General features: G+C 61.7%; 25 protein-coding genes and 1 pseudogene. 11 read left to right on the top strand and 15 right to left on the bottom strand.

Going from position 1 to position 26,163, the window contains the following annotated elements:
- Positions 1 to 152: 152 nt before the first annotated feature.
- The 6 genes from BM438_RS19465 to urtA all read right to left on the bottom strand — a co-directional run bounded on the left by BM438_RS19465 (position 153) and on the right by urtA (position 7,060).
- Positions 153 to 1,034, bottom strand: a complete 882-nt coding sequence (locus tag BM438_RS19465) for an urease accessory protein UreD (protein ID WP_093636304.1) — start codon at positions 1,032 to 1,034, stop codon at positions 153 to 155.
- A 162-nt stretch (positions 1,035 to 1,196) separates the two neighbouring features.
- Positions 1,197 to 1,889 (bottom strand): urea ABC transporter ATP-binding subunit UrtE, encoded by a 693-nt coding sequence (urtE, locus tag BM438_RS19460; RefSeq protein WP_074286084.1) that lies wholly within the window; start codon positions 1,887 to 1,889, stop codon positions 1,197 to 1,199.
- 56 nt (positions 1,890 to 1,945) lie between these two features.
- Positions 1,946 to 2,809 (bottom strand): urea ABC transporter ATP-binding protein UrtD, encoded by an 864-nt coding sequence (urtD, locus tag BM438_RS19455; RefSeq protein WP_093636302.1) that lies wholly within the window; start codon positions 2,807 to 2,809, stop codon positions 1,946 to 1,948.
- On the bottom strand, positions 2,806 to 3,990 hold the full coding sequence (gene urtC / locus BM438_RS19450) for an urea ABC transporter permease subunit UrtC (protein WP_093636299.1): 1,185 nt from the start codon (positions 3,988 to 3,990) through the stop codon (positions 2,806 to 2,808). The genes urtD and urtC overlap by 4 nt, the downstream gene beginning before the upstream one ends.
- A gap of 1 nt (position 3,991) precedes the next feature.
- The gene (urtB, locus tag BM438_RS19445; protein ID WP_244179401.1) at positions 3,992 to 5,617 is read right to left on the bottom strand and encodes an urea ABC transporter permease subunit UrtB; all 1,626 of its coding nucleotides are present in this window, start codon (positions 5,615 to 5,617) and stop codon (positions 3,992 to 3,994) included.
- A gap of 144 nt (positions 5,618 to 5,761) precedes the next feature.
- A complete protein-coding gene (gene urtA / locus BM438_RS19440; protein ID WP_093636295.1) occupies positions 5,762 to 7,060 on the bottom strand; it encodes an urea ABC transporter substrate-binding protein in 1,299 nt (432 codons plus the stop codon).
- A 207-nt stretch (positions 7,061 to 7,267) separates the two neighbouring features.
- Between urtA and BM438_RS45560 the strand changes: the two genes are divergently transcribed.
- Complete coding sequence (locus tag BM438_RS45560; RefSeq protein WP_167378421.1) at positions 7,268 to 7,405, top strand: hypothetical protein; 138 nt, start codon at positions 7,268 to 7,270, stop codon at positions 7,403 to 7,405.
- A gap of 126 nt (positions 7,406 to 7,531) precedes the next feature.
- On the opposite strand, the pseudogene BM438_RS19430 reads toward BM438_RS45560, so the two are convergent.
- A pseudogene (locus BM438_RS19430) lies at positions 7,532 to 8,638 on the bottom strand (DUF3443 domain-containing protein); the annotation flags it as partial.
- 35 nt (positions 8,639 to 8,673) lie between these two features.
- On the opposite strand from BM438_RS19430, the gene BM438_RS46225 reads away from it, so the two are divergent.
- A complete protein-coding gene (locus BM438_RS46225) occupies positions 8,674 to 8,811 on the top strand; it encodes a hypothetical protein (protein ID WP_244179400.1) in 138 nt (45 codons plus the stop codon).
- Between the two features lie 211 nt (positions 8,812 to 9,022).
- On the opposite strand, the gene BM438_RS19425 is transcribed toward BM438_RS46225, so the two are convergent.
- The 5 genes from BM438_RS19425 to BM438_RS19405 all read right to left on the bottom strand — a co-directional run bounded on the left by BM438_RS19425 (position 9,023) and on the right by BM438_RS19405 (position 12,942).
- Positions 9,023 to 9,475 carry a DUF2844 domain-containing protein gene (locus BM438_RS19425; RefSeq protein ID WP_093636289.1) on the bottom strand — a complete coding sequence of 151 codons (453 nt, stop codon included), beginning with the start codon at positions 9,473 to 9,475 and terminating at the stop codon, positions 9,023 to 9,025.
- 187 nt (positions 9,476 to 9,662) lie between these two features.
- Positions 9,663 to 10,985: a DUF3443 domain-containing protein gene (locus tag BM438_RS19420; RefSeq protein ID WP_093636287.1), complete on the bottom strand. Its 1,323-nt coding sequence runs from the start codon at positions 10,983 to 10,985 to the stop codon at positions 9,663 to 9,665.
- 24 nt (positions 10,986 to 11,009) lie between these two features.
- A complete protein-coding gene (locus BM438_RS19415; protein WP_093636285.1) occupies positions 11,010 to 11,492 on the bottom strand; it encodes a DUF2844 domain-containing protein in 483 nt (160 codons plus the stop codon).
- A 404-nt stretch (positions 11,493 to 11,896) separates the two neighbouring features.
- Complete coding sequence (locus BM438_RS19410) at positions 11,897 to 12,220, bottom strand: rhodanese-like domain-containing protein (protein ID WP_054042884.1); 324 nt, start codon at positions 12,218 to 12,220, stop codon at positions 11,897 to 11,899.
- A gap of 68 nt (positions 12,221 to 12,288) precedes the next feature.
- Positions 12,289 to 12,942 (bottom strand): protein-L-isoaspartate O-methyltransferase family protein, encoded by a 654-nt coding sequence (locus BM438_RS19405; protein WP_093636283.1) that lies wholly within the window; start codon positions 12,940 to 12,942, stop codon positions 12,289 to 12,291.
- Positions 12,943 to 13,291: 349 nt separating this feature from the next.
- Here BM438_RS19405 and BM438_RS19400 point away from each other — a divergent pair, with 349 nt between their 5' ends.
- The 6 genes from BM438_RS19400 to BM438_RS19375 all read left to right on the top strand — a co-directional run bounded on the left by BM438_RS19400 (position 13,292) and on the right by BM438_RS19375 (position 20,251).
- The gene (locus BM438_RS19400) at positions 13,292 to 14,377 is read left to right on the top strand and encodes a LacI family DNA-binding transcriptional regulator (protein WP_093636281.1); all 1,086 of its coding nucleotides are present in this window, start codon (positions 13,292 to 13,294) and stop codon (positions 14,375 to 14,377) included.
- 3 nt (positions 14,378 to 14,380) lie between these two features.
- Positions 14,381 to 15,868 (top strand): sugar ABC transporter ATP-binding protein, encoded by a 1,488-nt coding sequence (locus tag BM438_RS19395; RefSeq protein ID WP_093636279.1) that lies wholly within the window; start codon positions 14,381 to 14,383, stop codon positions 15,866 to 15,868.
- On the top strand, positions 15,849 to 16,862 hold the full coding sequence (locus BM438_RS19390; protein ID WP_093636277.1) for an ABC transporter permease: 1,014 nt from the start codon (positions 15,849 to 15,851) through the stop codon (positions 16,860 to 16,862). Before BM438_RS19395 ends, BM438_RS19390 begins: the two co-directional genes overlap by 20 nt.
- A gap of 83 nt (positions 16,863 to 16,945) precedes the next feature.
- Positions 16,946 to 17,908 carry a substrate-binding domain-containing protein gene (locus BM438_RS19385; protein WP_054042876.1) on the top strand — a complete coding sequence of 321 codons (963 nt, stop codon included), beginning with the start codon at positions 16,946 to 16,948 and terminating at the stop codon, positions 17,906 to 17,908.
- A 79-nt stretch (positions 17,909 to 17,987) separates the two neighbouring features.
- Positions 17,988 to 19,037, top strand: a complete 1,050-nt coding sequence (locus tag BM438_RS19380) for a sugar phosphate isomerase/epimerase family protein (RefSeq protein WP_093636275.1) — start codon at positions 17,988 to 17,990, stop codon at positions 19,035 to 19,037.
- Positions 19,038 to 19,099: 62 nt separating this feature from the next.
- Entirely contained in the window at positions 19,100 to 20,251 is a 1,152-nt protein-coding gene (locus tag BM438_RS19375) for a Gfo/Idh/MocA family protein (RefSeq protein WP_093636273.1), read from the top strand.
- Positions 20,252 to 20,317: 66 nt separating this feature from the next.
- Here the strand turns inward: BM438_RS19375 and BM438_RS19370 are convergent, their stop codons facing one another.
- The 3 genes from BM438_RS19370 to BM438_RS19360 form a co-directional block, all read right to left on the bottom strand.
- Positions 20,318 to 20,578 carry a hypothetical protein gene (locus BM438_RS19370; RefSeq protein ID WP_012432018.1) on the bottom strand — a complete coding sequence of 87 codons (261 nt, stop codon included), beginning with the start codon at positions 20,576 to 20,578 and terminating at the stop codon, positions 20,318 to 20,320.
- Between the two features lie 143 nt (positions 20,579 to 20,721).
- Complete coding sequence (locus tag BM438_RS19365; protein ID WP_093636271.1) at positions 20,722 to 21,882, bottom strand: ABC transporter substrate-binding protein; 1,161 nt, start codon at positions 21,880 to 21,882, stop codon at positions 20,722 to 20,724.
- 31 nt (positions 21,883 to 21,913) lie between these two features.
- Positions 21,914 to 22,855, bottom strand: coding sequence for a CysB family HTH-type transcriptional regulator (locus tag BM438_RS19360; RefSeq protein WP_007175965.1), 942 nt, complete (start codon positions 22,853 to 22,855; stop codon positions 21,914 to 21,916).
- Between the two features lie 234 nt (positions 22,856 to 23,089).
- Between BM438_RS19360 and BM438_RS19355 the strand changes: the two genes are divergently transcribed.
- The 3 genes from BM438_RS19355 to BM438_RS19345 are packed head-to-tail and all read left to right on the top strand — an operon-like array spanning position 23,090 to position 26,074.
- Positions 23,090 to 24,769 carry a nitrite/sulfite reductase gene (locus BM438_RS19355; protein WP_093636269.1) on the top strand — a complete coding sequence of 560 codons (1,680 nt, stop codon included), beginning with the start codon at positions 23,090 to 23,092 and terminating at the stop codon, positions 24,767 to 24,769.
- 22 nt (positions 24,770 to 24,791) lie between these two features.
- The gene (locus BM438_RS19350) at positions 24,792 to 25,331 is read left to right on the top strand and encodes a DUF934 domain-containing protein (protein ID WP_093636267.1); all 540 of its coding nucleotides are present in this window, start codon (positions 24,792 to 24,794) and stop codon (positions 25,329 to 25,331) included.
- Positions 25,328 to 26,074 (top strand): phosphoadenylyl-sulfate reductase, encoded by a 747-nt coding sequence (locus tag BM438_RS19345; RefSeq protein WP_093636265.1) that lies wholly within the window; start codon positions 25,328 to 25,330, stop codon positions 26,072 to 26,074. The genes BM438_RS19350 and BM438_RS19345 overlap by 4 nt, the downstream gene beginning before the upstream one ends.
- The last annotated feature ends 89 nt before the right edge of the window (positions 26,075 to 26,163 follow it).

The raw sequence follows: 26,163 nt of genomic DNA, 5'->3' as shown, positions 1-26,163 counted from the left end.
GTGTGCCATGGCGGTGCAGCATGGCTTGGCGGGGCGAAAGACACGATGACGCACCGACTTGGAGCGGTCGGATGCGCCGGATTGGTGCTTGTGACGTCTTACGAAGGTGAAAGGCGCGCTCGCGCTGCGAGGCGCCTTTGCTGATGCGCGGATCAGGTCGACCAGATTCGAAGTGGCACAGCGTCGACGCCATGCACGACCGGCCGCAATTGAAGCCAGCACTGAGTCAAAGCACGCTGCAGCGTCTCCATTGAGCGCGAAACCGCCCGCACGAGTAAAACCCCTTCAGTGACACAGGAAGCCGCCGCCCGCAACGCATCGTCAAACGGCAACTGAGCGGTGAGCGTTTCAGCGAGCGCGTCATCGCAGGCCGCCCCGACAGCCCAGAGCGTCCCATACGCAGGAAACCCGGCAAGCCCTTGCGCGGCATCGCGCAATGAATCTTCCGCGCTGAGGCTCGCACGCTCGAGCCACAGTGCCTCGCCATTCGCGCCAACGATCCGCGATACGGTTCGCAACTGCCCGTTTGACCATCGCTCACCAGCCGCTTGCCGCCCGAGCTGAGTAGCGTCCCACCCAATCGCGGTAGCGCCTTCGCCAAGCGTCAGCGAAAAATCCAGCATCGCGTTGGCTTGATCGAAAACGATATTGTTCTGCGGCAGCCAGTCGAGCTTTGCCTGGGGGCCGACACGCACCGCAATATTCTGCCGTGCCGCACGGCCATTGGACTTGTACCACTTGGTCGCGCCGGGCGTGGTGATGACGGCGTGCGCGCTGTCGCCGACATCCACGTCGATATCGAGTTGATCGCCGCCCGCGATCCCACCCGGCGGATGCACGATCACTGCGTGGCAGATCGCATGGCCTTCCGGATAGAACGGCCGTTGCACGCGTAACGGACCATCATGCAGCCGATGCTTGAGCGTCGTCCGTTCGCCGTCTTTGACGAAGCCGAGTTCGAGGCGTGCGCGCCATTGCGAGTGCGCCGTGGGTTGCGCGGTGGCGAGTGCAGCGTGGTTTTCGTGAAGCGACATGCGAATGAATGAGCGGCTGGGAGCTGCATTGGGCACAGTAGCGGACGCAGCAACAGACGCGTCAATGCGCAGCGTGCCCGCACGCGTTAGGCAACGACGAGCCGCGTTGCCACAGGATGCGGCGAGAATAGCACGCTGCGCTGTTTGTACTGCTTGTGCCGCTCAGACGGCAATCAATGCGCGCACGCCATCCGTATCCATGTTCGCGCCTTCGCCGCCCGCGACGATTTCACCGCGGCTCATCACCCAATACCGATCGGCGATCTCTTTGGCGAAGTCGTAATACTGTTCGACGAGCAGCACGGTCATGCCCATTTCTTCGACCAGTTGACGCAGCGTGCGGCCAATGTCCTGAATGATCGACGGCTGGATGCCTTCGGTGGGTTCATCTAGGATCAGCAACTGTGGATCGCTCATCAGCGCGCGGCCAATTGCGAGTTGTTGTTGCTGACCGCCGGAGAGATCGCCGCCGCGGCGGCTGCGCATGTCCTTCAGGACGGGGAAGAGTTCGTAGATACGATCCGGGATTTTCTTCGGGGCCTTTTTGCTGGCTGCACCGACCAACAGATTTTCTTCGACGGTTAGCCGCGGGAAGATGTCACGGCCTTGGGGAACATAGGCGAGGCCTTTTTCTACACGTGAGTAAGTCGGCAGCTTGGTGATCGGTGCGCCGCGCCAGGCGATCGAGCCGCTCTTGGTTTGGACGACGCCCATCAGGCATCGAAGCAAGGTCGTCTTGCCCACGCCATTGCGACCCAGCAGCACGGTGAGCTTGCCGTCGGGCACGGTGAGTTTCACGTCACGAAGAATGTGGCTGCCGCCGTAGTACTGGTTGAGGTTTTCTACTTCTAGCATGTCGATCGATCCTTGAATTCTGGTGGCTTTTTGCGGCCGTGATTTGATTGTGGCCGTTACCGCCCGAGATAAGACTCGATCACCGTCTCATCTCTCTTCACCTCGTCAAGCGTGCCGTGGGCGAGCACTCGCCCTTCGGCCATCACCGTGACCTTGCCCTTCTCACCCGACAGCGCCGCGACAAACTCCATATCGTGTTCGACAACCATCATCGAACAACTCCCGCGCAAATGATTGAGCAGTTCAGCCAATTGCATGGTCTCGTCATCGGTCATGCCTGCTGCAGGCTCGTCGAGCAACAGCAACGCCGGTTTTTGCATCAGCAACATGCCGATCTCGAGCCGCTGTTTCTGTCCGTGCGACAACTCACCGGCCAGCCGCCGCGCTTCGCTCTCCAAGCCAATCAAGGCCAGCGTTTCTTCAATCCGCGCTTGCGCCTCACGATCCAATCGCGCACGCAGAGATGCCCACCATCCCTTGTCGGCCTTCATGGCCAACTCAAGGTTCTCCCACACCGGATGCTGTTCAAAAACAGTAGGCTTCTGAAACTTGCGCCCAATCCCGGCGCGCGCAATAGAAGGCTCATTCATCCGCGTCAGATCAATCGACTGCCCCAGAAAAACCTTGCCGGAATCCGGCTCGGTCTTCCCGGTGATGACATCCATCATCGTCGTCTTGCCGGCCCCATTCGGCCCGATGATGCAGCGCAATTCACCCGCGTTGATCGATAACGTCAGCGCATTCAATGCGCGAAATCCATCGAAACTCACGGTCACGTCGTCAAGGTACAGAATCGTCCCGTGCGAAATATCGATCTCGCCCGGCACCACCGCGTGCCCCATGCTCGCGACACCGCTCAGCGACCGTTCAGCAGGCTCTTCGGGCAATGCAAGATCAGGAACCATCGGGTTTTCGTTCATGAGCGGTTCCTCTTGCGCGTGACCATTTCGATCAGCCCCATGATGCCGTTCGGCAACAACAGCGGGACCAGCACGAAAATCAGACCAAGAAAGAACAGCCAGTATTCAGGGAAGTTCGCGGTAAAGAAGCTCTTCGCGCCATTCACCGCGAACGCGCCGATGATCGGTCCGATCAACGTGCCGCGTCCACCCACCGCAACCCAGATTGCCATCTCGATCGAGTTGCCCGGCGACATCTCGCCCGGGTTGATGATGCCGACCTGCGGCACATACAAGGCGCCAGCAATCCCGCACAAAACAGCGGAGACGGTCCACACGAACAGCTTGTACGCGAGCGGGCTGTAGCCGAGGAACATCAAACGCGTTTCGCCATCACGCACCGCAGTGACCACACGGCCGAGCTTCGACGTGACGATTGCCCGCGCGCCGATGAAAGCCAGGATCAACACTGCAAACGTGATCAGCAGAAGGGCGGTGCGCGTGCCCGGATGCGTAATCGGAAAACCACCGATACGTTTGAAATCGGTAAAGCCGTTGTTGCCACCGAAACCTGTTTCATTGCGGTAGAACAGCAGCATGGCGGCAAACGTCATCGCCTGCGTGATGATCGACAGGTACACGCCCTTCACCCGCGAGCGGAACGTGAAGAAGCCGAATACCCAGGCGACCACCGCCGGCACCAGTACCACCAGCAGCAGCGCATAGCCGAGATGCTGCGTGCCTTGCCAGTACCACGGCAGTTGGTGCCAGTCGAGAAACACCATGAAGTCGGGCAGGTCGCTGCCGTATTTGCCTTCGTGGCCGATCGAGCGCATCAGGTACATGCCGATCGCGTAACCGCCCAATGCAAAGAACAACGCGTGTCCCAGGCTCAGAATGCCGCAATAGCCCCACACGAGATCGAGTGCCAGCGCGGCGATTGCGTAGCACATGAACTTGCCGGTGATCGTCATCGCGTACGCGGACAGATGGAACGCGCTTGTCTCCGGGACCACCAGCGTAGCGAACGGCACGCCGAGACCGAACACGATGATCAGTGCGATCAGCGCGAGCCACGCGCGGCGTGACAGCAGTGCGGGACGCGGCGGCAAGCCGAGCGCGAAGCCGGACTGCGCTTCGCGTCCGGCAACAGCGCCACTGCTCGCCGAGCCGACGTGAGCCGAAGAGGTAGCCGATGTCATCTCATGCCTCCGCGCTGCGGCCCTTGAGGGCGAACATGCCCTGCGGACGCTTCTGGATGAACAGCACGATCAGCACGAGCACCGCGATCTTGGCGAGCACAGCACCCCAGAACGGCTCGATCGCCTTGCTGATCAACCCGAGACCGAAGCCGCCGATCACCGTGCCGGCGAGTTGACCGACGCCGCCGAGCACGACGGCCATGAACGAATCGATGATGTAGCTCTGGCCGAGATCCGGGCCTACATTGCCGATCTGCGACAGCGCACAGCCACCCAGGCCGGCAATGCCTGCGCCGAACGCGAACGCATACGAATCGACACGCGCGGTCTTCACACCGACGCATGCTGCCATCCGCCGGTTTTGCGTGACGGCGCGCACGAACAGACCCAGGCGAGTTTTAGTCAGGACAGCCCACGCAATCCCGACGACGATCAGCGAGAACGCCAGAATCGCCAGCCGGTTGTACGGCAGGATCAGATTGGGCAGCACGGTCACGCCACCGCTCATCCAGGCCGGGTTGATCACCTGCACGTTCTGCGCGCCGAACACCATACGTGTCGCCTGAATCAGAATCAGGCTGACACCGAAGGTGGTCAGCAAGGTTTCGAGTGGACGGCCGTACAAATGCTTCAACACCAGCCGTTCGAGCACGATGCCGACGAGTCCGGCTGCAGCGAAAGACGCCGGCACGGCCAGCAGCGGATACCAGTCGAACGCACCGGGCGCAAAGCGCTGGAACAGGTTCTGGACGACGTAGGTGGCGTAAGCGCCGATCATCAGGAATTCGCCGTGCGCCATGTTGATCACGCCGATCAGCCCGTACGTGATTGCGAGACCCAATGCGGCGAGCAGCAGCACGCTGCCGAGCGACAAGCCTGCGAACAACGTGCCCGCGATCTGGCTGCGGCGCTGGATCGAATCGAGTTCGTCGATGCCGCTTTGCGCGGCGGATCGCACGCGATCGTCCACTTCATTGAAGGTGCCGTCCGGCTTCTTCGCGACGAGCGGACGCAGCAGTTCGTTCATGTCGAGATCGTGCCGTGCGGCGACCAGTTGCACGGCTTCGAGGCGCTTGGCCGGGTCGGCGTCGTGCAACGCGGTCATTGCCCACAGCGTGTCGAGGCGCTTCTTCAGCGCCGGGTCGGTTTCCTTTGCACGTGCCGCATCGACGAGCGGTTTGATCGACGGATCCGGGTTTTGCAGCAGTGCGGTGACGGCGGCGTCGCGCGTCGCTGCATCGGGCGAATCGAGTTGCAGACCCGAGAGTGCGCCCGCTACTTTCGAGCGCAGCAGGTTGTTCAGAGTGACCGGTTGCGCGTCGCCCGCGGCGACCGTTTTACCAGTGACGGCATCGCGTGCCGTGTCGCCGTCTTGCAGCAGCACTGCGCCGGAATCGGTGGCGAGCGCGCTGTCTTCGGACAGGGCTTTGAGCACCGCAAGCGATTCTTTGTCGTGGTTGGCAATCAGTTTGTCGATTGCCGCGGATTTCGCGTCGAAGTCGTCACCGGCGAGCGGCGCGACATCGGCCGGAGCGAGCGCGAAGGCGGCAAGCGGCGCGCTAACGATAAGCGCGAGCGCAAGGCCGCCGATGCTACGTCGTGCGAATTTCGGAAATGAAAACGCCATGATGGCCTTTGAAGAAAAACCGGCGAGGCGGCGCGGCATCGAGGTGATGCACCGGTGCCACGCCGTTGTCTTGCGTCTTGCAGTGTCCTGCCGGACAGAGCCGTGGTTCAGTTCCGGCTCTGCCCAGAAGGTTCAGACTCAGGCTCAGGCGACTCGCGAGCGCTTCAGGAATGCCGGAATCGAACTGACCACATCCGGCTTGCTCGAATTGCCGGCAATGAATGGGCTCCACGGTTGCGCGCGAACCGCGGTCTTGGTACGCCACACCACGTTGAACTGGCCGTCGGCACGCACTTCGCCGATCATCACCGGCTTGTGCAGATGGTGATTGCCGTCCATTTCGAGCGTGAAACCCGACGGCGCCGCAAACGTCTGGCCGACCATCGCCGCGCGCACCTTGTCCACGTCCGTGCTCTTCGCTTTTTCGACGGCCTGCTTCCACATATGGATGCCGACGAACGTCGCTTCCATCGGGTCATTCGTCACGCGCTTGGTGCCGCCCGGCAGGTTGTTGTCCTTGACCCATGCCGCCCATTGCTTCTTGAACTTCTCGTTGGCCGGGTTGCGAAGCGACATGAAGTAGTTCCATGCCGCGAGATTGCCGACCAGCGGTTTCGTATCGATGCCGCGCAGTTCTTCTTCGCCGACCGAGAACGCGACGACCGGCACGTCGGACGCCTTCAGCCCCTGGTTACCCAGTTCCTTGTAGAACGGCACGTTCGAGTCGCCGTTGACGGTCGAGATCACCGCGGTCTTGCCGCCCTGCGAGAAGGTCTTGATGTTCGCGACGATGGTCTGATAGTCGCTGTGGCCGAACGGCGTGTAGACCTCCTGGATATCGGCTTCCTGCACGCCTTTCGACTTGAGGAACGCGCGCAGGATCTTGTTGGTCGTGCGGGGGTACACATAGTCGGTGCCCAGCAGGAAGAAGCGCTTGGCGCCGCCACCTTCCGCGCTCATCAGGTATTCGGTTGCCGGAATCGCTTGTTGATTCGGCGCGGCGCCCGTGTAGAACACGTTGCGCGACATTTCTTCGCCTTCGTACTGCACCGGATAGAACAGCAGGCCGTTCAGTTCTTCGAACACCGGCAGCACCGACTTGCGCGACACCGACGTCCAGCAGCCGAACACGACCGCGCACTTTTCCTGGGTGATCAGTTGACGCGCTTTTTCGGCGAACAGCGGCCAGTTCGACGCCGGATCCACGACCACCGGCTGCAGTTGGCGGCCCATGACGCCGCCGTTCTTGTTGATGTCCGCGATGGTCATCAGCGCGGTGTCTTTGAGCGATGTCTCCGAGATCGCCATCGTGCCGGAGAGGGAATGTAGAACGCCTACTTTGATCGGACCGCTGCCCGATTGCGCCTGAGCAAACGGAACCTGACCTGCAAGCGCCAATGCGCCCGACATGGAGCCGAACTTCAACAGACTACGACGTTTCATGTATTTCCCCTTGCCATTGATGGTGAATGTTTATGGGTGTCGATTTCAGCCAGCAGGGCTTATCCCGCATGACTTGCCGCTTGTGTACTGCAAGGCACATGCCATGTAGTAATTTCGACTTGAAGTCCACGGATGCCGTGCTGTGAGGCGGTGATGTGCCGCCTAAGTTATGCGCAACGCGGCGCAAAATTGGTGCAGGAGCGGGGCGTGCGCCTCGTTCAGGTGCGTGCCGCGCCGCAACGAAGCGTGTTGATCGGCCAGCGGGCGTCTGCGGTGCATGGTCGCTGCGCCGTTGTGCATGGGCGTGCTCTGCTCACGCTGCGCGTGGTGACGGGCAGCGCATGAGGTTTATCGAACGCGAGCGTGGATATCGCGGTGTGGGATTCGGCGGGAGTGGTAGCAAGAAAAGAGGCCGGCGCCTCGCGGCGCCGGCCTCTTCTTTGTACACGACGTCCGTGCTGCAGCCGATTGTCAGAAGGCGACGAACGGCCCAGTCTGCGTACCGATCTTGGCGCCTTCGAGCACGGTATATACACTACGGCCGAAGAAGAACGGTAGGCCCCACAGGAAGTAATTGGAGAGAGTCTGATAGGCCCCCAGACTGTCAAAAGCGGCGTACTGACTGGCCATCAGGTTCATCGCATTACCCACTTGGAACGACGCCGCCACGGATGTAGCTGACCCATTGCTCGGTTTGAGCGCGGCGGTCAGGCTAAGCGCGGACGTTGGTATGTACATCAACGAATATTTGTTTACCGGAATAGTGCTGTCCTGGAAGAAGTTCGCGCCTGAACCGCTATCGATCGCGCTTTGGACGAACGATTTGCCCTTGTAAATGGTCGTGAAGAAACCCGTCTGGTCCACAGGTACGACATTCGCCGTCGACGGCAGCACATTGTTTTGACGCGTGCCGACGCCGAACACCAGTTCTCCCGTGGCCGTGGCTTGACCGTCGGAGGGCAACGCCGGCAAGCGGATGATTGTGCCGTTGTTGTCCGAAGTGAAGTTGGCTACCGGATTCATGACTTGCGTGTCGAGCGGTACGCGCGTTCTAGTGCACGAAGACGGAGACACGCAATAGTAGTAGTACGCCGGAGAGGCGGACTGCGCAGCGCTAGGGAAGTCGCGCGCCCTATGGCCGATGCCGATCACACCGTTTGCACCGAGCTCGGCAACCGTGCTCAAGTCAGTGCCGCCGCGCGGGACGCAGCTCGCGAGTCCGGTGGCATATGCGCTCTCGCCGATCACCTGGATCGGCAGGTTGCCGGCCGTCTTGCCGCCGATTGCCACGTCAGCCCGTTTGACCGGCCCCCACGTATAGCCGGAGGCGAACGGCGCACATTGGGCGATTGGCGCACCACCGGTCGGGTCGTCCGTAGCCCCAGTCTGTGCTGGCAATCGGGAGGCGAGCGTGGAATCCAAGGCACTGGCCATCACGCGCACGCCAATCGAACCGGTATCGAGCAACATGTGATCGACGGTGGAGCATTGCGTGCTTCCTTGTGAGCCGGGGAGGCATATGGTTGCGCTCACGTAAAGCATGTTGGTTTGGCCCATCGTCCGATCGACGATGATCGGGACCGTGTTGACGTCGGTGACCGGAGTCGGAGTCGGTGTCGGAGTCGGAGTCGGAGTCGGAGTCGGAGTGGGTGTCGGAGTCGGAGTCGGAGTCGGAGTCGGAGTCGGAGTCGGAGTCGGTGTCGGACTCGGCGTCGGTGTCGGTGTCGGACTCGGACTCGGCGAAGGCGTAGGACTCGGACTCGGACTCGGACTCGGCGAAGGCGTAGGACTCGGCGTCGGCGTCGCCGGCTTATCGTTGTCTTTAGTCGCGTCCGAATTGCCTTCGTCGCCACCGCCACCGCCGCATGCTGATAGAGCCAAGCTAGCCGTTAGCAACGCGAAGCAAAGTTTCTTATTGAGGGTTGTCATGTTTCTTGTGTTCCGTGAGATCGATGTGCCGTGTTACTGCAGATCGTCAACACGAACATTCGCGGGGACGAGGCGCGGCAGAACGGCCTTGCCGAAGAAGTTTCCTGCCCTGCCTGCCGACTCGATCTGAAAATCGCCATTGCGTTCGATCAACGGACCGGTGCCGCGCGCGCGGCCCGCACCGGCGGCGACAGCGTTCGGAAAATAGCTACCGAGTAGTGCAACCATGTCGGGGCGCACCGGCCCTTGCCACGAGACGGCAAATACGACATTGGTAGGCAGCACGTATTCGCGAATCCTGACGCCGTCGGTGTCATGTGACTCGCGCACGGTATAGGCCGTGGTTGAAGCAGAAGGGGAAGTGGGCGCTGCCGATTGGAGCAAGGACTTCGGGGCCGAACCCGCACCCGGTGCCCCACCCAACGCCGCATACGACGCGAGCGGCAAAAGAGCCGACACGGCCAGCACGATCTTTACAAATCTCATCACATTGCTCCAAAAAACAGGTCGGAGCATGTTGCCTGCGGGCGATTAATGAGAGGCTGTGAAACGTCCTAACGATAAGTAGGAAACGCCGATGCGATTCGGCTACTTCCGCGCGGCGGCAGGGGGTAGGACAGCGGGAAGCAGGCGTCTCGCAACGCCGCCTCCCAAACAAGACACGACGCAATCGTCAGAACGCGACGAACGGTCCAGTCAATCTGCCGATCTTGGAGTTTCCGATCACCGTATACACGCTGCGGCCATAGAAGAACGGCAAGCCCCAGAGGAACATGCGGCTGTGCGTGGAGTACGCACCGACGTTGTTGTACGCAGCGTTACCGCTTGCCATCAGATTCAGGGCGTTGTCGATCGGGAAGGTCACGCTAACAGGCGGACTGGAACCGTCGGTGGGCTCCATTGTTGCCGTCAGGTTGAGCGGGCTCGACGGCGTGTACCACTCCCACTCGGAAGTCGTGGGAATCGTGTCGTCGGGAAACACGTACGCATTCGTGCCGCTATCGATGGCGCTCCAGTTAAGCACGGTGCCGTGATACTGGGTCGTCATAGTGGCGTACTCGTCGAGCGCAAAGATGTTGGCATTGGCCGGCGGCGTATTGTTCGACTGGGTGCCGACGCCGAATATCAACTGACCTGAGACACCCGCCTGGCCGCCCGCTGCAATCGCCGGCAAGCGGATGACCGTGCCGTTGTAGTCGGCGTCGAATGCCGCAACCGGGTTCATCACCTCCTTGGCAACAGTCATGCGTGTACTGACGCAGGAATTCGCCGATGGGCAGTAGTAGTAGAGTCCAGGTACCGCCTTCTGCAGCGCGTCCTTTGAGTCTTGTACGCCGTGTCCAATTCCCAGGATACCGTTGGCGCCGAGACTTCTGGCGGTGCTGAGGTCTGCCCCACCGCGTGCAGCGCAGTCCGCTGGCGTGCTAAAAGCGCCGTCGCCGGTCACCTGGATCGGAATGTTGCTCGCCGTCCGGTTGCCGATCGTGATGTCAGCGCGCTTGACCGAACCCCATGTGAAGCCGGAGGCAAACGTCATGCATTCAGCGATCGGGAAGGCGCCGGTATTGTCGTCGGGAGCACCGACTTGCGTGAGCAACTGTGAATTGAGCGACTGCAGCGCGCTGGCCGCAATGCGTACGCCTGTCGACCCCGTGTCGACCAGCATGCGGTCGACGGTTACGCACGGCCCCTTGCCCTGCGCGCCGGGCGCACATACCTGGATCGACGCGTACAGCATGTTGATGCTGCCCATCGAATTGTCGACGCGGACAGTGACCGTATTGTTCTTGTCGGTTTTGATGTTGCTCGTATAGCCGGCGTTACCCGAGCCGCTGGTGCCGCCGGAGCCGTTAGGCGGGGTGATCCAGTCAGGCGTGGCGTTCCAGCCGATGGAGCTGCCGTCACCGCTGCTCCCACTGCTTCCACCGCCGCAGGCCGCAAGTAGAACGCTGGCGGCCGTCATGGCCGCCCAGAACGTTTTGTGAATGGTTTTCATATTCTCAGTAACTCGGTGGCCGTCTTATTTCAGATCGCCCGGGCGGACGCCGGCGGGTTTCAGGCGGGGGAGATAGGCGACGCCGAAGAAGTGGCCGAGGCGGCCGGCGGACTCGACGCGAAAGTCGTCATTGCCTTCAACCATGGGGCTGGGTCCGCGCGCACGGCTTTCACCGGCGTTCACGTAGTTGGGGAAGTAGCTGCCGAGCAGCGCCTTCATATCCGGCCGTATCGGCCCTTCCCAGGTGACCGCGAACACGACATTGCTGGGCAGCACGTATTCGCGGATCGTGACGCCGTCGGCGTCGCGCGACTCGCGCACGGAGTAGGGAGCAGTGGCGGTTGCGTTGGCTGCGCCGGTGCCCGTGCTTGCAGCGTCGGTAGACTGCGGCGTGGCACGCAGCATCACCGGCAAGGATGAACTGGAGCTCGGCGCACCGCCTAAAACCGCATACGATGCAAGCGGCAACAGCGTTGCCGCCAGCATCGCGATCTTCAAAACCTTCATCACCTTGCTCCTCCAAAAATGGTCGGAGCATGGTGCCCGGGTTGAGCTCAGGAAACTTTAGGAAAATACTGCGGCGCAGACCGGAAGGAGCGCAATGAACGGGTGGTGTCAGGGAGGTCGAAAGCGATCAGCGCCCTGAGGATGTGCGAAGAGTCATATGCGTCGGCACGCAGCGACAAGCAGCCGACAGCACGCGCGACGAATGAAATGTCGCGCGCAGGCAGAGGGTCAATCGGAGAAGGAAAAAATAAGCGAACCGGCTTACTGAGGAGCCGCCGCATTCGGCATAGCCCGTCGCCCGAGCTTGCCGGCGGCACCTTTAGCCGCAACACTCGGATGTGGCACCGTCGGGGCTTGCGGAAGCGCAGTCAACGAACCATCATCGACCGGCGACAGCAGCGCGCTCAATAGGTGGGAACGGTCGGATCGACCTGACGCGACCACGCGTCGATCCCGCCTTGCAGATTGAAGACGTTGGTATGGCCGCGCGATTCGAGGAACATCGCGACCTGGGCGCTGCGCGCGCCGTGATGGCACACGCAGACGATTTGCACGTCGTCGTCGAGCTCTTCGCTGCGCGCGGGAATCTCACGCATCGGGATCGACACGGCGCCGGCGATCGACGCCGTCTGGATTTCCCACGGTTCGCGCACGTCGAGCAGCACAGGTGCAGGGCGCGATTGATCGGCGAGCCATTCAGCAAGCGCGGGAGCGGTCAGATTTTGCATCAGCAGGACATCCAGTTCAGAGGACGGCGGCGTGCCGGCCGTCCGGAAAAACGTGCGAAACGTGCGATTTAAAACTTGAAGCGCGGCGGCTGCACGGCGTTGATCAGCGGTTCGACATAAGTTTCGAACACGTCGGCAATGCGGTACTGCTTCTCGTCGATACGCGTGATGATCTGCGCCTTCATGACCGGCGCGGTGCCGACGAACGCCGCCAGGCGGCCACCGATCTTCAGGTGTTCGAGGATTTCCTGCGGCAGCACCGGCAGGCCGCCGGAGACGCAGATCACGTCGTACGGTGCGGCGTTGGCCCAGCCGCGCGAGGCGTCGCCCGTGACGACTTCGGCGTTCAGCACGCCGTTGGCGATGAGGTTGTTCTTCGCCAGTTCAGCCAGTTCCGGTTCGATGTCGACCGTCAGCACGTGCTGCGCGCGGTGCGCGAGCAGGGCGGCCATGTAACCCGAGCCGGCGCCGATTTCGAGCACGCTTTCGTGTTTCTTCACCGCCAGTTCCTGCAGCACGCGCGCTTCTACGCGCGGCGCCAGCATGTGCTGGCCGGCCGGGAGCGGCACTTCGAAGTCGACGAAGGCCAGATCGCGGTAGGCGGTGGGGACGAAGTTTTCACGCTTGACGATCGAGAGCAGATTCAGCACGTCCTGGTCGAGCACTTCCCAGGGGCGGATCTGCTGTTCGATCATGTTGAAACGCGCTTGCTCGATGTTCATGGTGGATTCGGCAGTGTGGTTTGGCGAGTTTGCGATTCTTTGCCACTGGCCGGCGGCCTCGGGGGGCGACTCCGGGTGTAACGCCGGGGTACAGCCCGCGGGGTATAGCCTCCGGGGTATAGCCTCCGGGGTATAGCCTCGTATGGCAGGCCACGGCAGGGTAACTGCGGGATTGTACCAAATGGCGGCGCGAATCCACGCCGTCGCGGGCAGTGCGCCGCCGTGTCGCGCCTCGGACCACTCTTGCCATGCCCGCTCGACCCCGTGTTAATCCCTAGCGATCCGTCCTTGCGATTCCCGCTTCTATCGCGCAAAAATGTAATCGATTACATTCTCGAGGCAAATCCACTTGTCCAAGTCGGTGTCCAAAGCGGCCCGAGCGACTTCGTCGCCGTCGTCGAAAGCGCGCCCGCAGCCTGACGCTCAGCCGCAGCGTCCGGCTGAGGGCCTTTCGATTGCTCAGGTGGCGGAGCAGGCGGGGGTCTCGGTGGCGACGGTTTCGCGCGTGCTGAACGGTCACGAGAACGTGCGGCCGGCCACGCGCGACAAGGTCTTGGCGGCCGTCGACGCTAGCGGCTATCGCGTCAACGAACTCGCGCGCAACCTGCGCACCGCGGAAAGCCGCCTGCTGCTGACGATGGTGCCCGACGTCGGCAACCCCTTCTACGCGGAGATCGTGCGCGGCATCGACAGCGTCGCGCGCCAGCACGGCTATTTCATGCTGCTCTGCGACACGGGCGCCGATCCGGGACGCGAGCGCAGCTACTTCGATCTGCTGCGCCGCCGCCGCGCGGACGGCGCGATCTGCCTCGATCCCGCCACCATCCAGCAGGCGCTCGGCGAGGCATCCAGCGCGCTGCCGTGGGTCGCGTGCTGTGAGTTCGATCCGGAGATGGGCGTGCCGTATGTCGGCATCGACAACTACAAGGCGGCGGGCGACGCGGTGCGGCATCTGCTCGCGCGCGGCCACCAGCGCATCGGCCTCATCAATTCGGATGTCGACTATCTGTACGCGCGGCAACGTCAGCAAGGCTACCTGGACGCGTTGACCGAAGCGGGCATCACGCCGGACGAGCGTTGGCGCATGAACCTGAACAGTCTCGACTACGAAGCAGGCGCATCGGCAGCGGCCTTGCTGGTGCAGCAGCCTCACGCGCCGAGCGCGATCTTCGCCGTCTCCGACACGCTGGCGATCGGCGTGATCCATGGCTTGCGCAGCGTCGGCAAGCGCGTGCCGGACGATGTCGCGGTGGTCGGCTTCGACGATATCTCGCTCGCCGCGCAGGTCGATCCGCCGCTGACCACCATCGCCCAGCCGATGCGCGAACTTGGCGAAACCGCCGCGCGCCTCCTGCTGCAGCGGCTCGCGAATCCGTTGGCGAACGTGCCGGGCGTGTTGCTGCCGCATCGGCTCGTAATTCGCAGGAGCGCGTAAGCCATGAGCCTCGCCATTCGCTTCGACGATATCCGCAAAGACTTCGGGCCAGTGCGCGTGCTGCACGGCGTGAGCTTTGACCTGGCGCCGGGCCGCATCTACGGTTTGCTCGGCGAGAACGGTGCGGGCAAATCGACGCTAATGAAAATCCTCGCCGGCTACGAAACGGCGACCTCGGGCACCTTGCTGGTAGACGGCCACGTGCAGCAGTTCATCGGTTCGCGCGACGCGGAAGCGGCCGGCATCGTGCTGATTCACCAGGAGTTCAATCTCGCCGAGCATTTGACGATCGCGCAGAACATGTATCTCGGCCACGAGAAAAAGCGCGGCTGGTTCGTCGACGACGCTGCAATGCGTGCGGAGGCCGCGCGTTTTCTGGCGCAGGTGGGTCTCGAGAAGGCGCCGGATACGAAAGTGCGCGAGTTGATCGTCGCGGAAAAGCAGATGGTGGAGATCGCAAAAGCGCTGTCGCGGCGCGCGCGTTTGCTCATCATGGACGAACCGACTGCCACGCTCACGCCGTCCGAAACCGAGCGCCTCTTCACGCTGATGGCGAAGCTGAAAGCCGACGGCGTGACCATCGTCTATATCTCGCACAAGCTCGATGAAGTCGAGCGCATCACCGACGAAGTGATCGTGATGCGCGACGGCCGCTTCGTCGCACGCAGCGAAACCGCGGGACTTGCGCGGCAGCAGATGGCGAATCTGATGGTCGGGCGCGACGTGTCCGATATGTTCCCCGACAAGATCACCGTGCCTGCCGACGCGCCGATCGCGCTAAAGGTAGAAGGCCTTGCTGTACCAGACTGGGTCGAAGACCTGAGCTTCGACGTGCGCGCAGGTGAAGTGTTGGGTTTCGCCGGGCTGGTCGGAGCAGGCCGTACCGAAGCCTTCGAAGCGCTCATCGGCCTGCGCAAACGCACGGCGGGCCGCATCGAAATCGCCGGCCGCCGTGCCGATCTGAAGAGCCCGCGCGATGCGATGCGCCACGGCATTACGTATCTAAGCGAAGACCGCAAAGGCAAAGGCCTGCATGTGAACTTGAGCCTGCAGGACAACGTCACGCTGATGACGCTCGAGCGTTACGCGCATCCCTTGCTCGATATGAAAGCGGGGCGCGCGGCATTGACCCAGGCTGTGCACGACTTCGGCATTCGCACCGGCGATCTGTCGAGCCGCGCGCGCATGCTTTCCGGCGGCAATCAGCAGAAGCTCGCGCTCGCCAAGTTCCTGCAACCTGATCCGAACGTGATCGTGCTCGACGAGCCGACTCGCGGCGTCGATGTCGGCGCGAAACGCGACATCTATTTCCTGATTCATCGTCTCGCCGCGCAGGGCCGCGCGGTGATCGTCATTTCATCCGAACTGATCGAGTTGATTGGTTTGTGCCACCGCGTCGCCGTGATGCGCGCGGGACGCCTGCAAACCACGCTCACGCTCGAACACCTGACCGAAGAGGAGTTGATCGCCCATGCGACCGGCACCCACTGAAGCCGTCCAATCCGGCCGCGCGTTGCGCTTCGCGCATCGTCTGTATGCGCTCGGGCCGCTCGTTGGACTGATCCTGCTGTGCATCGTCGGCACGCTGCTCAATCGCGATTTCGCGACGCTCGACAACATGATGAACGTGCTCACGCGCACCTCGTTCATCGGCATCATCGCGGTCGGCATGACCTTCGTGATCATTTCGGGCGGCATCGATCTGTCGGTCGGGTCGATGGCGGCGCTGATCGCGGGCAGCATGATCTGGCTGATGAACGGACTCGCTGCGGGTGTCGGTGGCCATACGTTCGCGCCCTTGCTGATTCTCACGCTCGGCATTGTGTTCGCGCTGGTACTCGGCGGGTTGTTCGGCTGCGCGCACGGCCTACTGATTACCAAAGGACGTATCGAGCCGTTCATCGTCACGTTGGGTACGTTGGGCATTTTTCGCGCGGTGCTGACGTGGCTCGCGGACGGCGGCGCGCTGACATTGGATAACTCGCTGTCCGATCTATACGGACCGGTTTACTACGCGAGCTTCTTTGGCGTGCCCGTTCCGATCTGGGTGTTCCTGGTCGTTGCGGCGGGCGGCGCGTTGATCCTCAATCGCACGGCGTTTGGCCGCCACGTGCAGGCGATCGGCTCGAACGAACAGGTTGCGCGCTACGCGGCGATTCGCGTCGATACCGTGAAGATCGTGACGTACGTGCTGCTCGGTATTTGCGTCGGCGTCGCGACGGTGCTGTATGTGCCGCGGCTCGGTTCGGCCACGCCGACCACGGGTTTGCTGTGGGAACTCGAGGCGATTGCGTCAGTGGTGGTGGGCGGCACTGCGCTGAAGGGCGGCGAAGGGCGCGTGGTCGGCACGGTGATCGGCGCGATCCTGCTTTCGGTGATCGCCAATATTCTGAATCTGACCAGCATCATCAGCGTGTACCTGAACGCGGCGGTGCAGGGCGTCGTGATTATCTTCGTCGCGTTTGTGCAGCGCGGACGGCGGTAGGTGGTGGGCGTTGAGCTTCAAGGAATACAGCGGCAAGTTCGAGAATCGGGGCGCATGAACGCCTCACAATAGGAGACACAACCATGAAGCAGGTAATTCGAGCGGTCGGCGCCGGCATGCTGGCGTTGGGAATACTAGGTACGGCAGGCGTTGCGCGTGCCGATGAAAAGGTCACGCTGGGCGTCGCGATTCCGACTGCCGACCACGGCTTTACGGGCGGCATCGTCTGGTGGGCGAACAAGGCGAAAACCGATCTGGAGAAAGCGCACCCTGATCTCAAGGTGATCGTAAAGACTGCAGCCGGCGCGCCCGAACAGGCGAACCAGTTGCAGGATCTGGTGACGGTGAACAAGATCAACGCATTGGTGATTTTCCCGTTCGAATCGGCCTCGCTCACGCAGCCGGTGGCTCAGGTGAAGAAGAAGGGCGTGTACGTGACAGTAGTGGATCGCGGCCTGACGGATACCAGCGCACAGGATGCGTATGTTGCGGGTGACAACACGGCGTTCGGCAAGATTCCCGCCGAGTATCTGGCGAAAGCGCTCGACGGCAAGGGTGACATCGTCGCGCTGCGTGGCATTCCGACGACGCTCGACAACGAACGCTGGACCGCGTTTACGGGCGTACTGAAGGCGTATCCGAACATCAAGATTCTCGACGGTAAGTATGCGAACTGGAATCGCGACGACGCCTTCAAGGTGATGCAGGATTACCTCACGCGCTTCAAACACATCGACGCGGTCTGGGCCGCCGACGACGACATGGCCGTGGGCGTCATCAAGGCGATTGAGCAGGCCAAGCGCACCGACATCAAGATCGTGTTCGGCGGCGCGGGTTCGAAGGGCATGGTGAAGAACGTGATGGACGGCGCGCCGATGATCAAGGCAGACGTATCGTACTCGCCGAAATTCATCTACGACGCGATCAAGCTCACCGCAGAGGCGCGTCTGAAGGGCGAAAAACTGCCGCCGACCACGATCATTCCGTCGGTGCTGATCACGAAGGAAAACGCACAGCAGTTCTATTTTCCTGACTCGCCGTTCTGATCCTGGGCATCCGGCGCGCGCTTGCCATGTCTCTGTCGTAGAGGCGTGACAGGCGCGTCACAGTTCGAGGAACCGTACGATGAAAACCATCAAAGGGCCGGCGATCTTTCTCGCTCAATTCATGGGCGACGAGGTGCCGTTCGACAACTTCGCGCATCTGGCCGGCTGGGCCGCGAGTCTCGGCTTCAAGGGGATTCAGGTGCCGTGTGATACCCGTCTGATTGATCTCGAGCAGGCGGCAGCGAGCCAGACGTATTGCGACGAGCTGCGCGAGGTCGCGGAAGATGCCGGCGTGACGATCACCGAACTGTCGACGCATCTGCAAGGGCAACTGGTAGCCGTGCATCCGGCCTATGACGTGTTGTTCGACGGCTTTGCCGCGCAGCATGTGCGCGGCGATCCTGCCGCGCGGACGCAGTGGGCAGTCGAGCAGATGAAGCTCGCAGCGAAGGCTTCGCAGCGTTTGGGTCTCGATACGCACGTGTCGTTTTCCGGCGCGCTGGCGTGGCCTTATCTTTACCCGTGGCCGCAGCGTCCTGCAGGTTTAATAGAGGCCGCGTTTGAGGAACTCGCGCGCCGTTGGACGCCGATTCTCGACGCGTTCGACGAAGCGGGCGTGAACGTGTGCTACGAACTACATCCGGGCGAGGACCTGCACGACGGCGTGACCTTCGAGCGCTTTCTGGACGCCGTGAAGCAACACCCGCGCGCGAACATCCTTTATGACCCGAGCCATTTCGTTTTGCAGCAACTCGACTACCTTGCGTTTATCGACATCTATCACGAGCGCATCAAGGCGTTCCATGTGAAGGACGCGGAGTTTCGTCCGAATGGCAAGCAAGGTGTGTATGGCGGCTATAGCGGTTGGGTCGAACGCGCAGGGCGTTTTCGATCGCTTGGCGACGGGCAGATCGATTTTGGCGCGATCTTCTCGAAGATGGCGCAATACGATTTTCCCGGCTGGGCGGTGCTGGAATGGGAGTGCGCGCTGAAGCATCCGCAGGATGGAGCGCGTGAAGGTGCGGAGTTCATTCGCCGCCACATCATTCGCGTGGCTGATCATGCATTCGATGATTTCGCGGGCAGTGGCGTGGATGCAGCGCAGCTAAAACGCGTGCTAGGCATTTGACAACGAGTTGGCTGCGAGCTAACCGTGAAGTGGATGAAGCAGATCGCAAAGGAGTGAGTGCGATGGCACAAAGAAGACTCAGGCTCGGCATGGTCGGTGGCGGCCAGGGCGCATTTATCGGCGCGGTGCATCGAATCGCGGCGCGGCTCGACGACCGGTTCGAACTGGTAGCGGGCGCGTTGTCGTCCGATCCGCAGCGCGCACAGGCGAGCGCCGCTGAGGCCGGCATCGCGCGCAGCTATGCAGACTGGCGCGAGATGGCGCGCGCCGAAGCCGCGCGCGACGACGGTATCGACGCGGTCGCGATCGTCACACCGAATCATCTGCATGCGCCGGTGGCGACGGCTTTTCTCGAAGCGGGCATTCATGTGGTGTGCGACAAACCGCTGGCGATTTCGTTGGCGGAAGGCGAGGCGCTCGCGAAGCTCGCGCGCGAGAAGAACAAACTGTTCGCGCTGACGCATACGTATTCCGGTTATCCGATGGTGCGCCATGCTCGCGAGCTCGTCGAACAAGGCGAGCTCGGTGAAATACGCGTGGTGCAAGTCGAATACGCGCAGGACTGGCTGGCTGAACCGATAGAAGCGAGCGGTACGAACAAACAGGCAGGCTGGCGCACCGATCCTTCTTTAGCGGGACCTGCCGGCTGCCTCGGCGATATCGGCACGCATGCGTATCACCTCGCTGCCTTCATCACGGGGATGACGCCGTCGTCGCTATCCGCCGAGTTGCATACCTTCGTGCCGGGACGCCGTATCGACGACCACGTGCAGGCGATGCTGCGCTATTCGAACGGTGCGCGCGGCATGCTGTGGGCGAGTCAGGTGGCAAGCGGCGCGGAGAATGCGCTGCGTCTGCGGGTGTATGGGACGAAAGCGAATCTCGCCTTCGATCAGGAGAATCCGAACGAATTGTGGTTCACGCCGCTCGGTGGGTCGGCTGAGCGACTGACACGCGGACGGGTGAAAAGTGCGATCGCGGCGCATGCGACGCGTGTGCCTCAGGGGCACCCTGAGGGCTATCTGGAGGCGTTCGCGCAGTTGTACAAGGATGCGGCGTTACAGATCGAAGCATTGAATGCAGGTCAACCGTTGCCGGCTGAAAGCCTGTTGCTCACGACGGTGGATGACGGTGTGGCGGGCCTACGTTTTATCGACGCCGTGTTGGCAAGCAGCGCGGCAGACGGTCAGTGGCAAGAGGTTGCGAATGGTTGAGCGTAGTAGCCGAGCTACCTCCGCCGCCGCTAATAGCCCGGTGTTGGCGTCGCGCGCCCCTCGCCCTCAACCGCCCTTGCTCTTCTTGATCTGCTCTTCAAAAGCAATATCGAGCTTGCTCGCTTTGCGCGGCTTCGGCGGTCCGAAACCGTCGACGAATTTGACGAAGTCGTCGAGCGTCAGCGGATCGGAGACTTTCTTATCGGTACCGCTCGATTTGTCGACCAGATAAAACAGGCCGCCGGACAGGCTGATCGCCGCGAACTGCGGGTTGCCGCTGCGGGTTTTTAGCCGCTCGACGGCGTGGATGGCTCGGGTGGTGCGCATGATGTGGGACGGCTGGTCGGGGAAAGACTTCCACTGTAGCAACTTCGCGCGGGGCGTGCGAAGTTGCATCATTGCGCGGTCTTATCCCTGATGGCGTGATCCTTCACGGTGTCCACTTTGCGTCCGAACTTGCGCCGCAACCCTCACTGGCTCAAATAAACGAACTTGCCGTTCTTGATGATGCCCATCACGCTCGCGCGCTGATCCAGCCCAACGTGATCCTTCGGGCTCGTATTGACCACACCGTTCGGCACGACCAGCTCATGCGCATGCTCCAGTTCGTCACGCAATGCGGTACGGAAAGCCGGCGTGCCCGGCTGCGCCGTCTTCAACGCACGCGCAACTGCATCCTGCAGGCGCGGGTACACACCCGCTGCATCGCCCGCAAATTGGGTCACGCTGCCCGGGCCGTACTTCGCCTCGTATTCGTTGGTGAACGCAAGCGCCGCCTTCTTTGCCGGATGATCGGCCGGCAACGTGCGCGCCACCACGACCGGCTGCGTAGGGAACAGCGTGCCTTCCACGTCCTTGCCGCCCAGCTTGATGAACTCGGGCGTGGCGATGCCGTGCGTCTGATAGATCGGGCCTTTGAAGCCGCGTTCGATCAGCGTGCGCTGCGGCAGCACGGTCGGCGTGCCGGCGCCGGCGATCAGGATCGCGTCCGGCTTCGCAGCCATCAGCTTGAGAATCTGGCCGGTGACGCTGGCATCCGTCCGGTTATAGCGTTCCGTCGCCACCAGTTGAATATGCCGCAAGGCCGCGAACTTGCTGAACTCGTTGAGCCAGCTCTCGCCGTAGCCGTCCGCGAAACCGATGAAGCCCACCGTCTTCACGTTGTGGTTCGACATGTAGCGCGTCATCACGTCGGCCATCGCGCTGTCGGTCTGCGCCATCTTGTAGGCCCACACCTTCTTGCCTTCCTGGGGCTCGACCACGCTTGCCGAGCCGATCAGCGTAATCATCGGCGTCTGGCTTTCGGCGACCGGATCGAGCGCGGCCATTGCCGCCGGCGTGATATTCGGGCCGACGATCACGTCGACGTGGTCCTCATTGATCAGCTTGCGGATATTGCGCACCGCCGCGCCCGGGTCGGACGCGTCGTCGAGGAAGATGTAGTCGGCTTTCTGGCCGACGATCGTGGCCGGCCACATTAGCATCGCGTTCTTGCTCGTGATGCCGATCACGGCCGCGGGGCCGGTGCTCGACAGATCGATGCCGACCTTGATGTCGGCCTGTGCTGCGGTAGCGAGCAAGAGCGCGCCGAGAGCGGCGAGGCCGCGAAGTTTGTTCTTATGCGACGTCATCAAGGGTCTCCGTAGCGGGAAGCATGGTCAGTCAAAGTTCGTAGGTTTCGTGTTCGCCTTTGAGCGCCTGTTCGATCAGCTTGCGGTTCATGCTCGGCGACAGTAGTTCGACGAGCGTATACACATAGCTGCGCAGATAGGCGCCCTGTTTCAGCGCGACTCGCGTCACATTGCTGCCGAACAGGTGGCCGACCGGCATGGCGCGCAAATGGCGGTCGCGCTCGGCGTTGAACGCGATATCCGCCATGATGCCGACGCCCAGACCCAGTTCCACATAGGTCTTGATCACGTCGGCGTCGATCGCCTCCAGCACGATGTCCGGATGCAGCCCGCGCAGGCGGAACGCCTCGTTGATCTTGGTGCGGCCGGCGAACGCGTTGTCGTACGTAATCAGCGGATATTGGGTCAGATCATCCAGCGACAAAAGTTTGCGGTCGAGCAGCGGATGATCCGGTTGCATCACGGCGACGTGGTGCCACTGGAAGCAGGGCAGCGAAACCAGCTCCTTATAGTTAGCGATCGCTTCGGTGGCGATGCAGAGGTCGGCCTGGTCGTGGATGACCATTTCGGCCACTTGGGTCGGGCTGCCTTGCAGAATTGAAAGGTGAACTTTCGGGAAGCGCTTCTTGAATTCGGCGATCGCGGCCGGAAGTGAGTAGCGCGCCTGGGTGTGGGTGGCGGCGATCACCAGGTTGCCTTGATCCTGGGCCGCGTAATCTTTACCGACTCGCTTGAGGCTCTCCACTTCCTGCAGAATCTTCTCAACCGACTGAAGAATGATGCGCCCCGGCTCGGTCAGCGAGCGCACGCGCTTGCCGTGTCGTGTGAAGATTTCGACGCCCAGCTCGTCTTCCAGCTCGATGATCGCCTTGGAGACGCCCGGCTGGCTTGTAAACAGTGCTTTGGCCGCTTCGGTCAGGTTGAAATTCTGCCGCACAGCCTCGCGGACGAAGCGGAATTGATGCAGGTTCATATATAACCTCTCCGCATATCAAAAGAATTTTTTAGTCGTTTGAAATATAAGGCGAGTTTATTACGATCTGTCCATCTTTTTCAATATGGATATCTGTATTTGTCATAAGCAAATGAGAGATGGGTCTAAACCCTCATTCGCCTGACCTGACAAATAGAGGTATTCAAGCCGCGGCGGAACCGGGTGGCCGGCCCCCGGACCGCCGTGTGTCACGCAAAAAATTGGGGTCCCCGAATGTACCAATACGATCAGTACGACCAGACCATCGTCGATGAGCGGGTCGCGCAATACGCCGATCAGGTTCGCCGCCGCTTGTCGGGCGAATTGAGCGAAGAGGAGTTCCGTCCGCTGCGCCTGCAGAACGGCCTGTACATGCAGCGCCATGCGTACATGCACCGCATCGCGATTCCGTACGGCAACCTGCGCAGCGACCAGATGCGCGTGCTGGCCCAGATCGCGCGCGAGCACGACCGCGGCTACGGTCACTTTTCGACGCGCTCGAACATCCAGTACAACTGGATCCAGCTCGAAGAGACGCCGGAAATCCTGCGCAAGCTTGCGGCTGTGCAGATGCACGGCATCCAGACCTCGGGCAACTGTATCCGTAACATCACGGCTGACCAATTCGCCGGCGTAGCGCCGGACGAAGTGGTGGATCCGCGCCCCTGGGCAGAAATCCTGCGCCAATGGTCGACGTTCCACCCGGAATTCGCGTGGCTGCCGCGTAAGTTCAAGATCGCCGTGTCGGGTTCGAAGGAAGACCGCGCTGCTGTGCAGATTCACGACATGGGCGTGTATCTGAAGAAGAACGAGCAGGGCGAACTGGTGGCCGACATTCTGGCCGGCGGCGGCATGGGCCGTACGCCGATCATCGGCGCGATCATCCGCAAGGATCTGCCGTGGCAACACCTGCTGACGTACTGCGAAGCCGTGCTGCGTGTGTACAACCGCTACGGCCGCCGCGACAACATCTACAAGGCGCGCATCAAGATTCTCGTGAAGGCATTGAGCCCGGAGAAATTCTCGGCGCAGGTCGAAGAAGAATGGCAACACCTGAAGGACGGTCCGTCGACGCTGACGCAAGCTGAAGTCGACCGCGTGTCGCAATACTTCCAGCCGCCGGTGTATGAAAAGCTGCCGGATACGGATGCTTCGTTCGAGAACCACCTGCTGGAAAACCGTGCGTTCGCCCGTTGGGTCGAACGTAACGTGCGTCCTCACAAAGTGTCGGGCTATTCGTCCGTCACGCTGTCGTTGAAGCCGACCACGATCGCCCCGGGCGATGCAACCGACGCGCAGATGGAAGCGGTCGCCGATTGGGCCGACGAGTACTCGCTCGGCGAAATCCGCGTGTCGCACGAACAGAACCTGATTCTCGCGAACGTCAAGAAGCGTGACCTGTTCGCGCTGTGGGAAAAGGCCAAGGCGCAAGGTTTCGCGACGCCGAACATCGGCTTGCTGACCGACATCATCGCGTGCCCGGGCGGCGATTTCTGCTCGCTCGCGAATGCGAAGTCGATTCCGATCGCGCTGGCGATTCAGGAGCGTTTCAACGATCTCGACTACGTGTACGACCTCGGCGACGTGTCGCTGAACATCTCGGGTTGTATCAATGCTTGCGGTCACCACCACGTCGGCAACATCGGCATTCTGGGCGTCGATAAGGACGGCTCGGAGTGGTATCAGGTGACGCTCGGCGGCGAGCAGGGCACGGGTGCAACTGGTGCGCATCTCGGCCGCGTGATCGGCCCGTCGTTCTCGGCGGAAGAAATGCCGGACGTGATGAGCAAAGTGATCGACACGTTCGTGGAGAATCGCCACGAAGGCGAACGCTTCATCGAAACGTACAACCGCATCGGCATGGCCCCGTTCAAGGAACGTGTGTACGCCTCGCGTCAACCGGCTCACGCGTAACCGCGAAAAGGATACTGAACAGATGGCTTCTATTATCAAGAATCGCGCGATCGTCAACGACGACTGGACGGTGGTGCGCGCCGCTGAAGACGGCACGCTGCCCGCAGTCGACGCTTTGCCGGCCGGCAAGGTGCTGGTGCCGCTCGCGCTGTGGCAAGCTTCGCGCGATGCGCTGATCGCGTCGCGCAGCACCGCTGAAATTGGCGTGTGGCTCGCGGCGGATAGCGAACCGGCGGATATCGTCGGCGACTTCGACACAATCGCACTGATCGGCGTGGACTTCCCGGTGTTTCGCGACGGCCGCGGCTATAGCATCGGCCGCCTGTTGCGCGAGCGTTATGGTTACAAGGGCGAACTGCGCGCGATCGGCGATGTGCTGCGCGATCAGCTGGCGTTTATGTTCCGCTGCGGCTTCGACGCGTATGCACTGCGTGAAGACAAAGACTTCGACGACGCGCTCAAGGCGTTCGACGAATTCAGCTTCAACTATCAGGGCGCGGTGAACTCGTCGCCGCTGTTCCGTCGCCGCGAAGCGGGCGAACTGGCGAAGGCCTCGGTATGAGCGGCGCACAATTGCTCACGCCGGAACTCGCTGCGAAGGTCGAGCGCCTTGATGCGCTGCTCGATTCGATCGCCGCGCGTCACGCGAACGTGAAGCTCGCCAGCAGCCTCGCAGCGGAAGACATGCTGCTCACGCACGCGATTCTGTCGCGTGGCGTCAAGATCGGCATTTTCTCGCTGAACACAGGCCGTCTGCACGCGGAAACGCTGGGCATGCTCGATCGCGTGAAAGAGCGATACGGCTACGACATAGAGCAGTTTCACCCGCAGGCTGCCGCGGTTGAAGAGTATGTCGGCTCGCATGGTCTGAACGCGTTTTATGAAAGCGTCGATCTGCGCAAGCGTTGCTGCGAAATCCGCAAGGTCGAGCCGTTGAACCGCGCGCTGTCGGATGTCAGTGCATGGGTGACGGGCCAACGTCGCGAGCAGTCGGTGACGCGTGCCGAACTGCACGAGGAAGAACACGACGCCGCTCGCAATATCGCCAAGTTCAATCCGCTGACGGACTGGACCGAAGCCGAAGTGTGGGACTATCTGAAAGCGTTGGACGTGCCGGTCAATCCGCTGCATGCGCGCGGTTATCCGAGCATCGGCTGCGAGCCTTGTACCCGCGCAATCCGTCCTGGTGAAGACAGCCGGGCAGGGCGCTGGTGGTGGGAGTCGCGCGATACGAAGGAGTGCGGCCTGCACATCACGACGATTACGCCGATCAGCGTCATCAGCAGCGAAAACGCTTCGGCATAAAGCATTCAGGTGGTTCAGGCCTTGGTTTCCGACCTGAACGCCTCACATACCGATTTGAATACTTTCGCGACGCAAGCAACCGTTTGCGA

This window comes from Paraburkholderia aspalathi, from assembly GCF_900116445.1.
Taxonomy (GTDB): domain Bacteria; phylum Pseudomonadota; class Gammaproteobacteria; order Burkholderiales; family Burkholderiaceae; genus Paraburkholderia; species Paraburkholderia aspalathi.
Note: the sequence above shows the minus strand (reverse complement) of the source record. Positions and strands in the feature narration are given on the sequence as shown.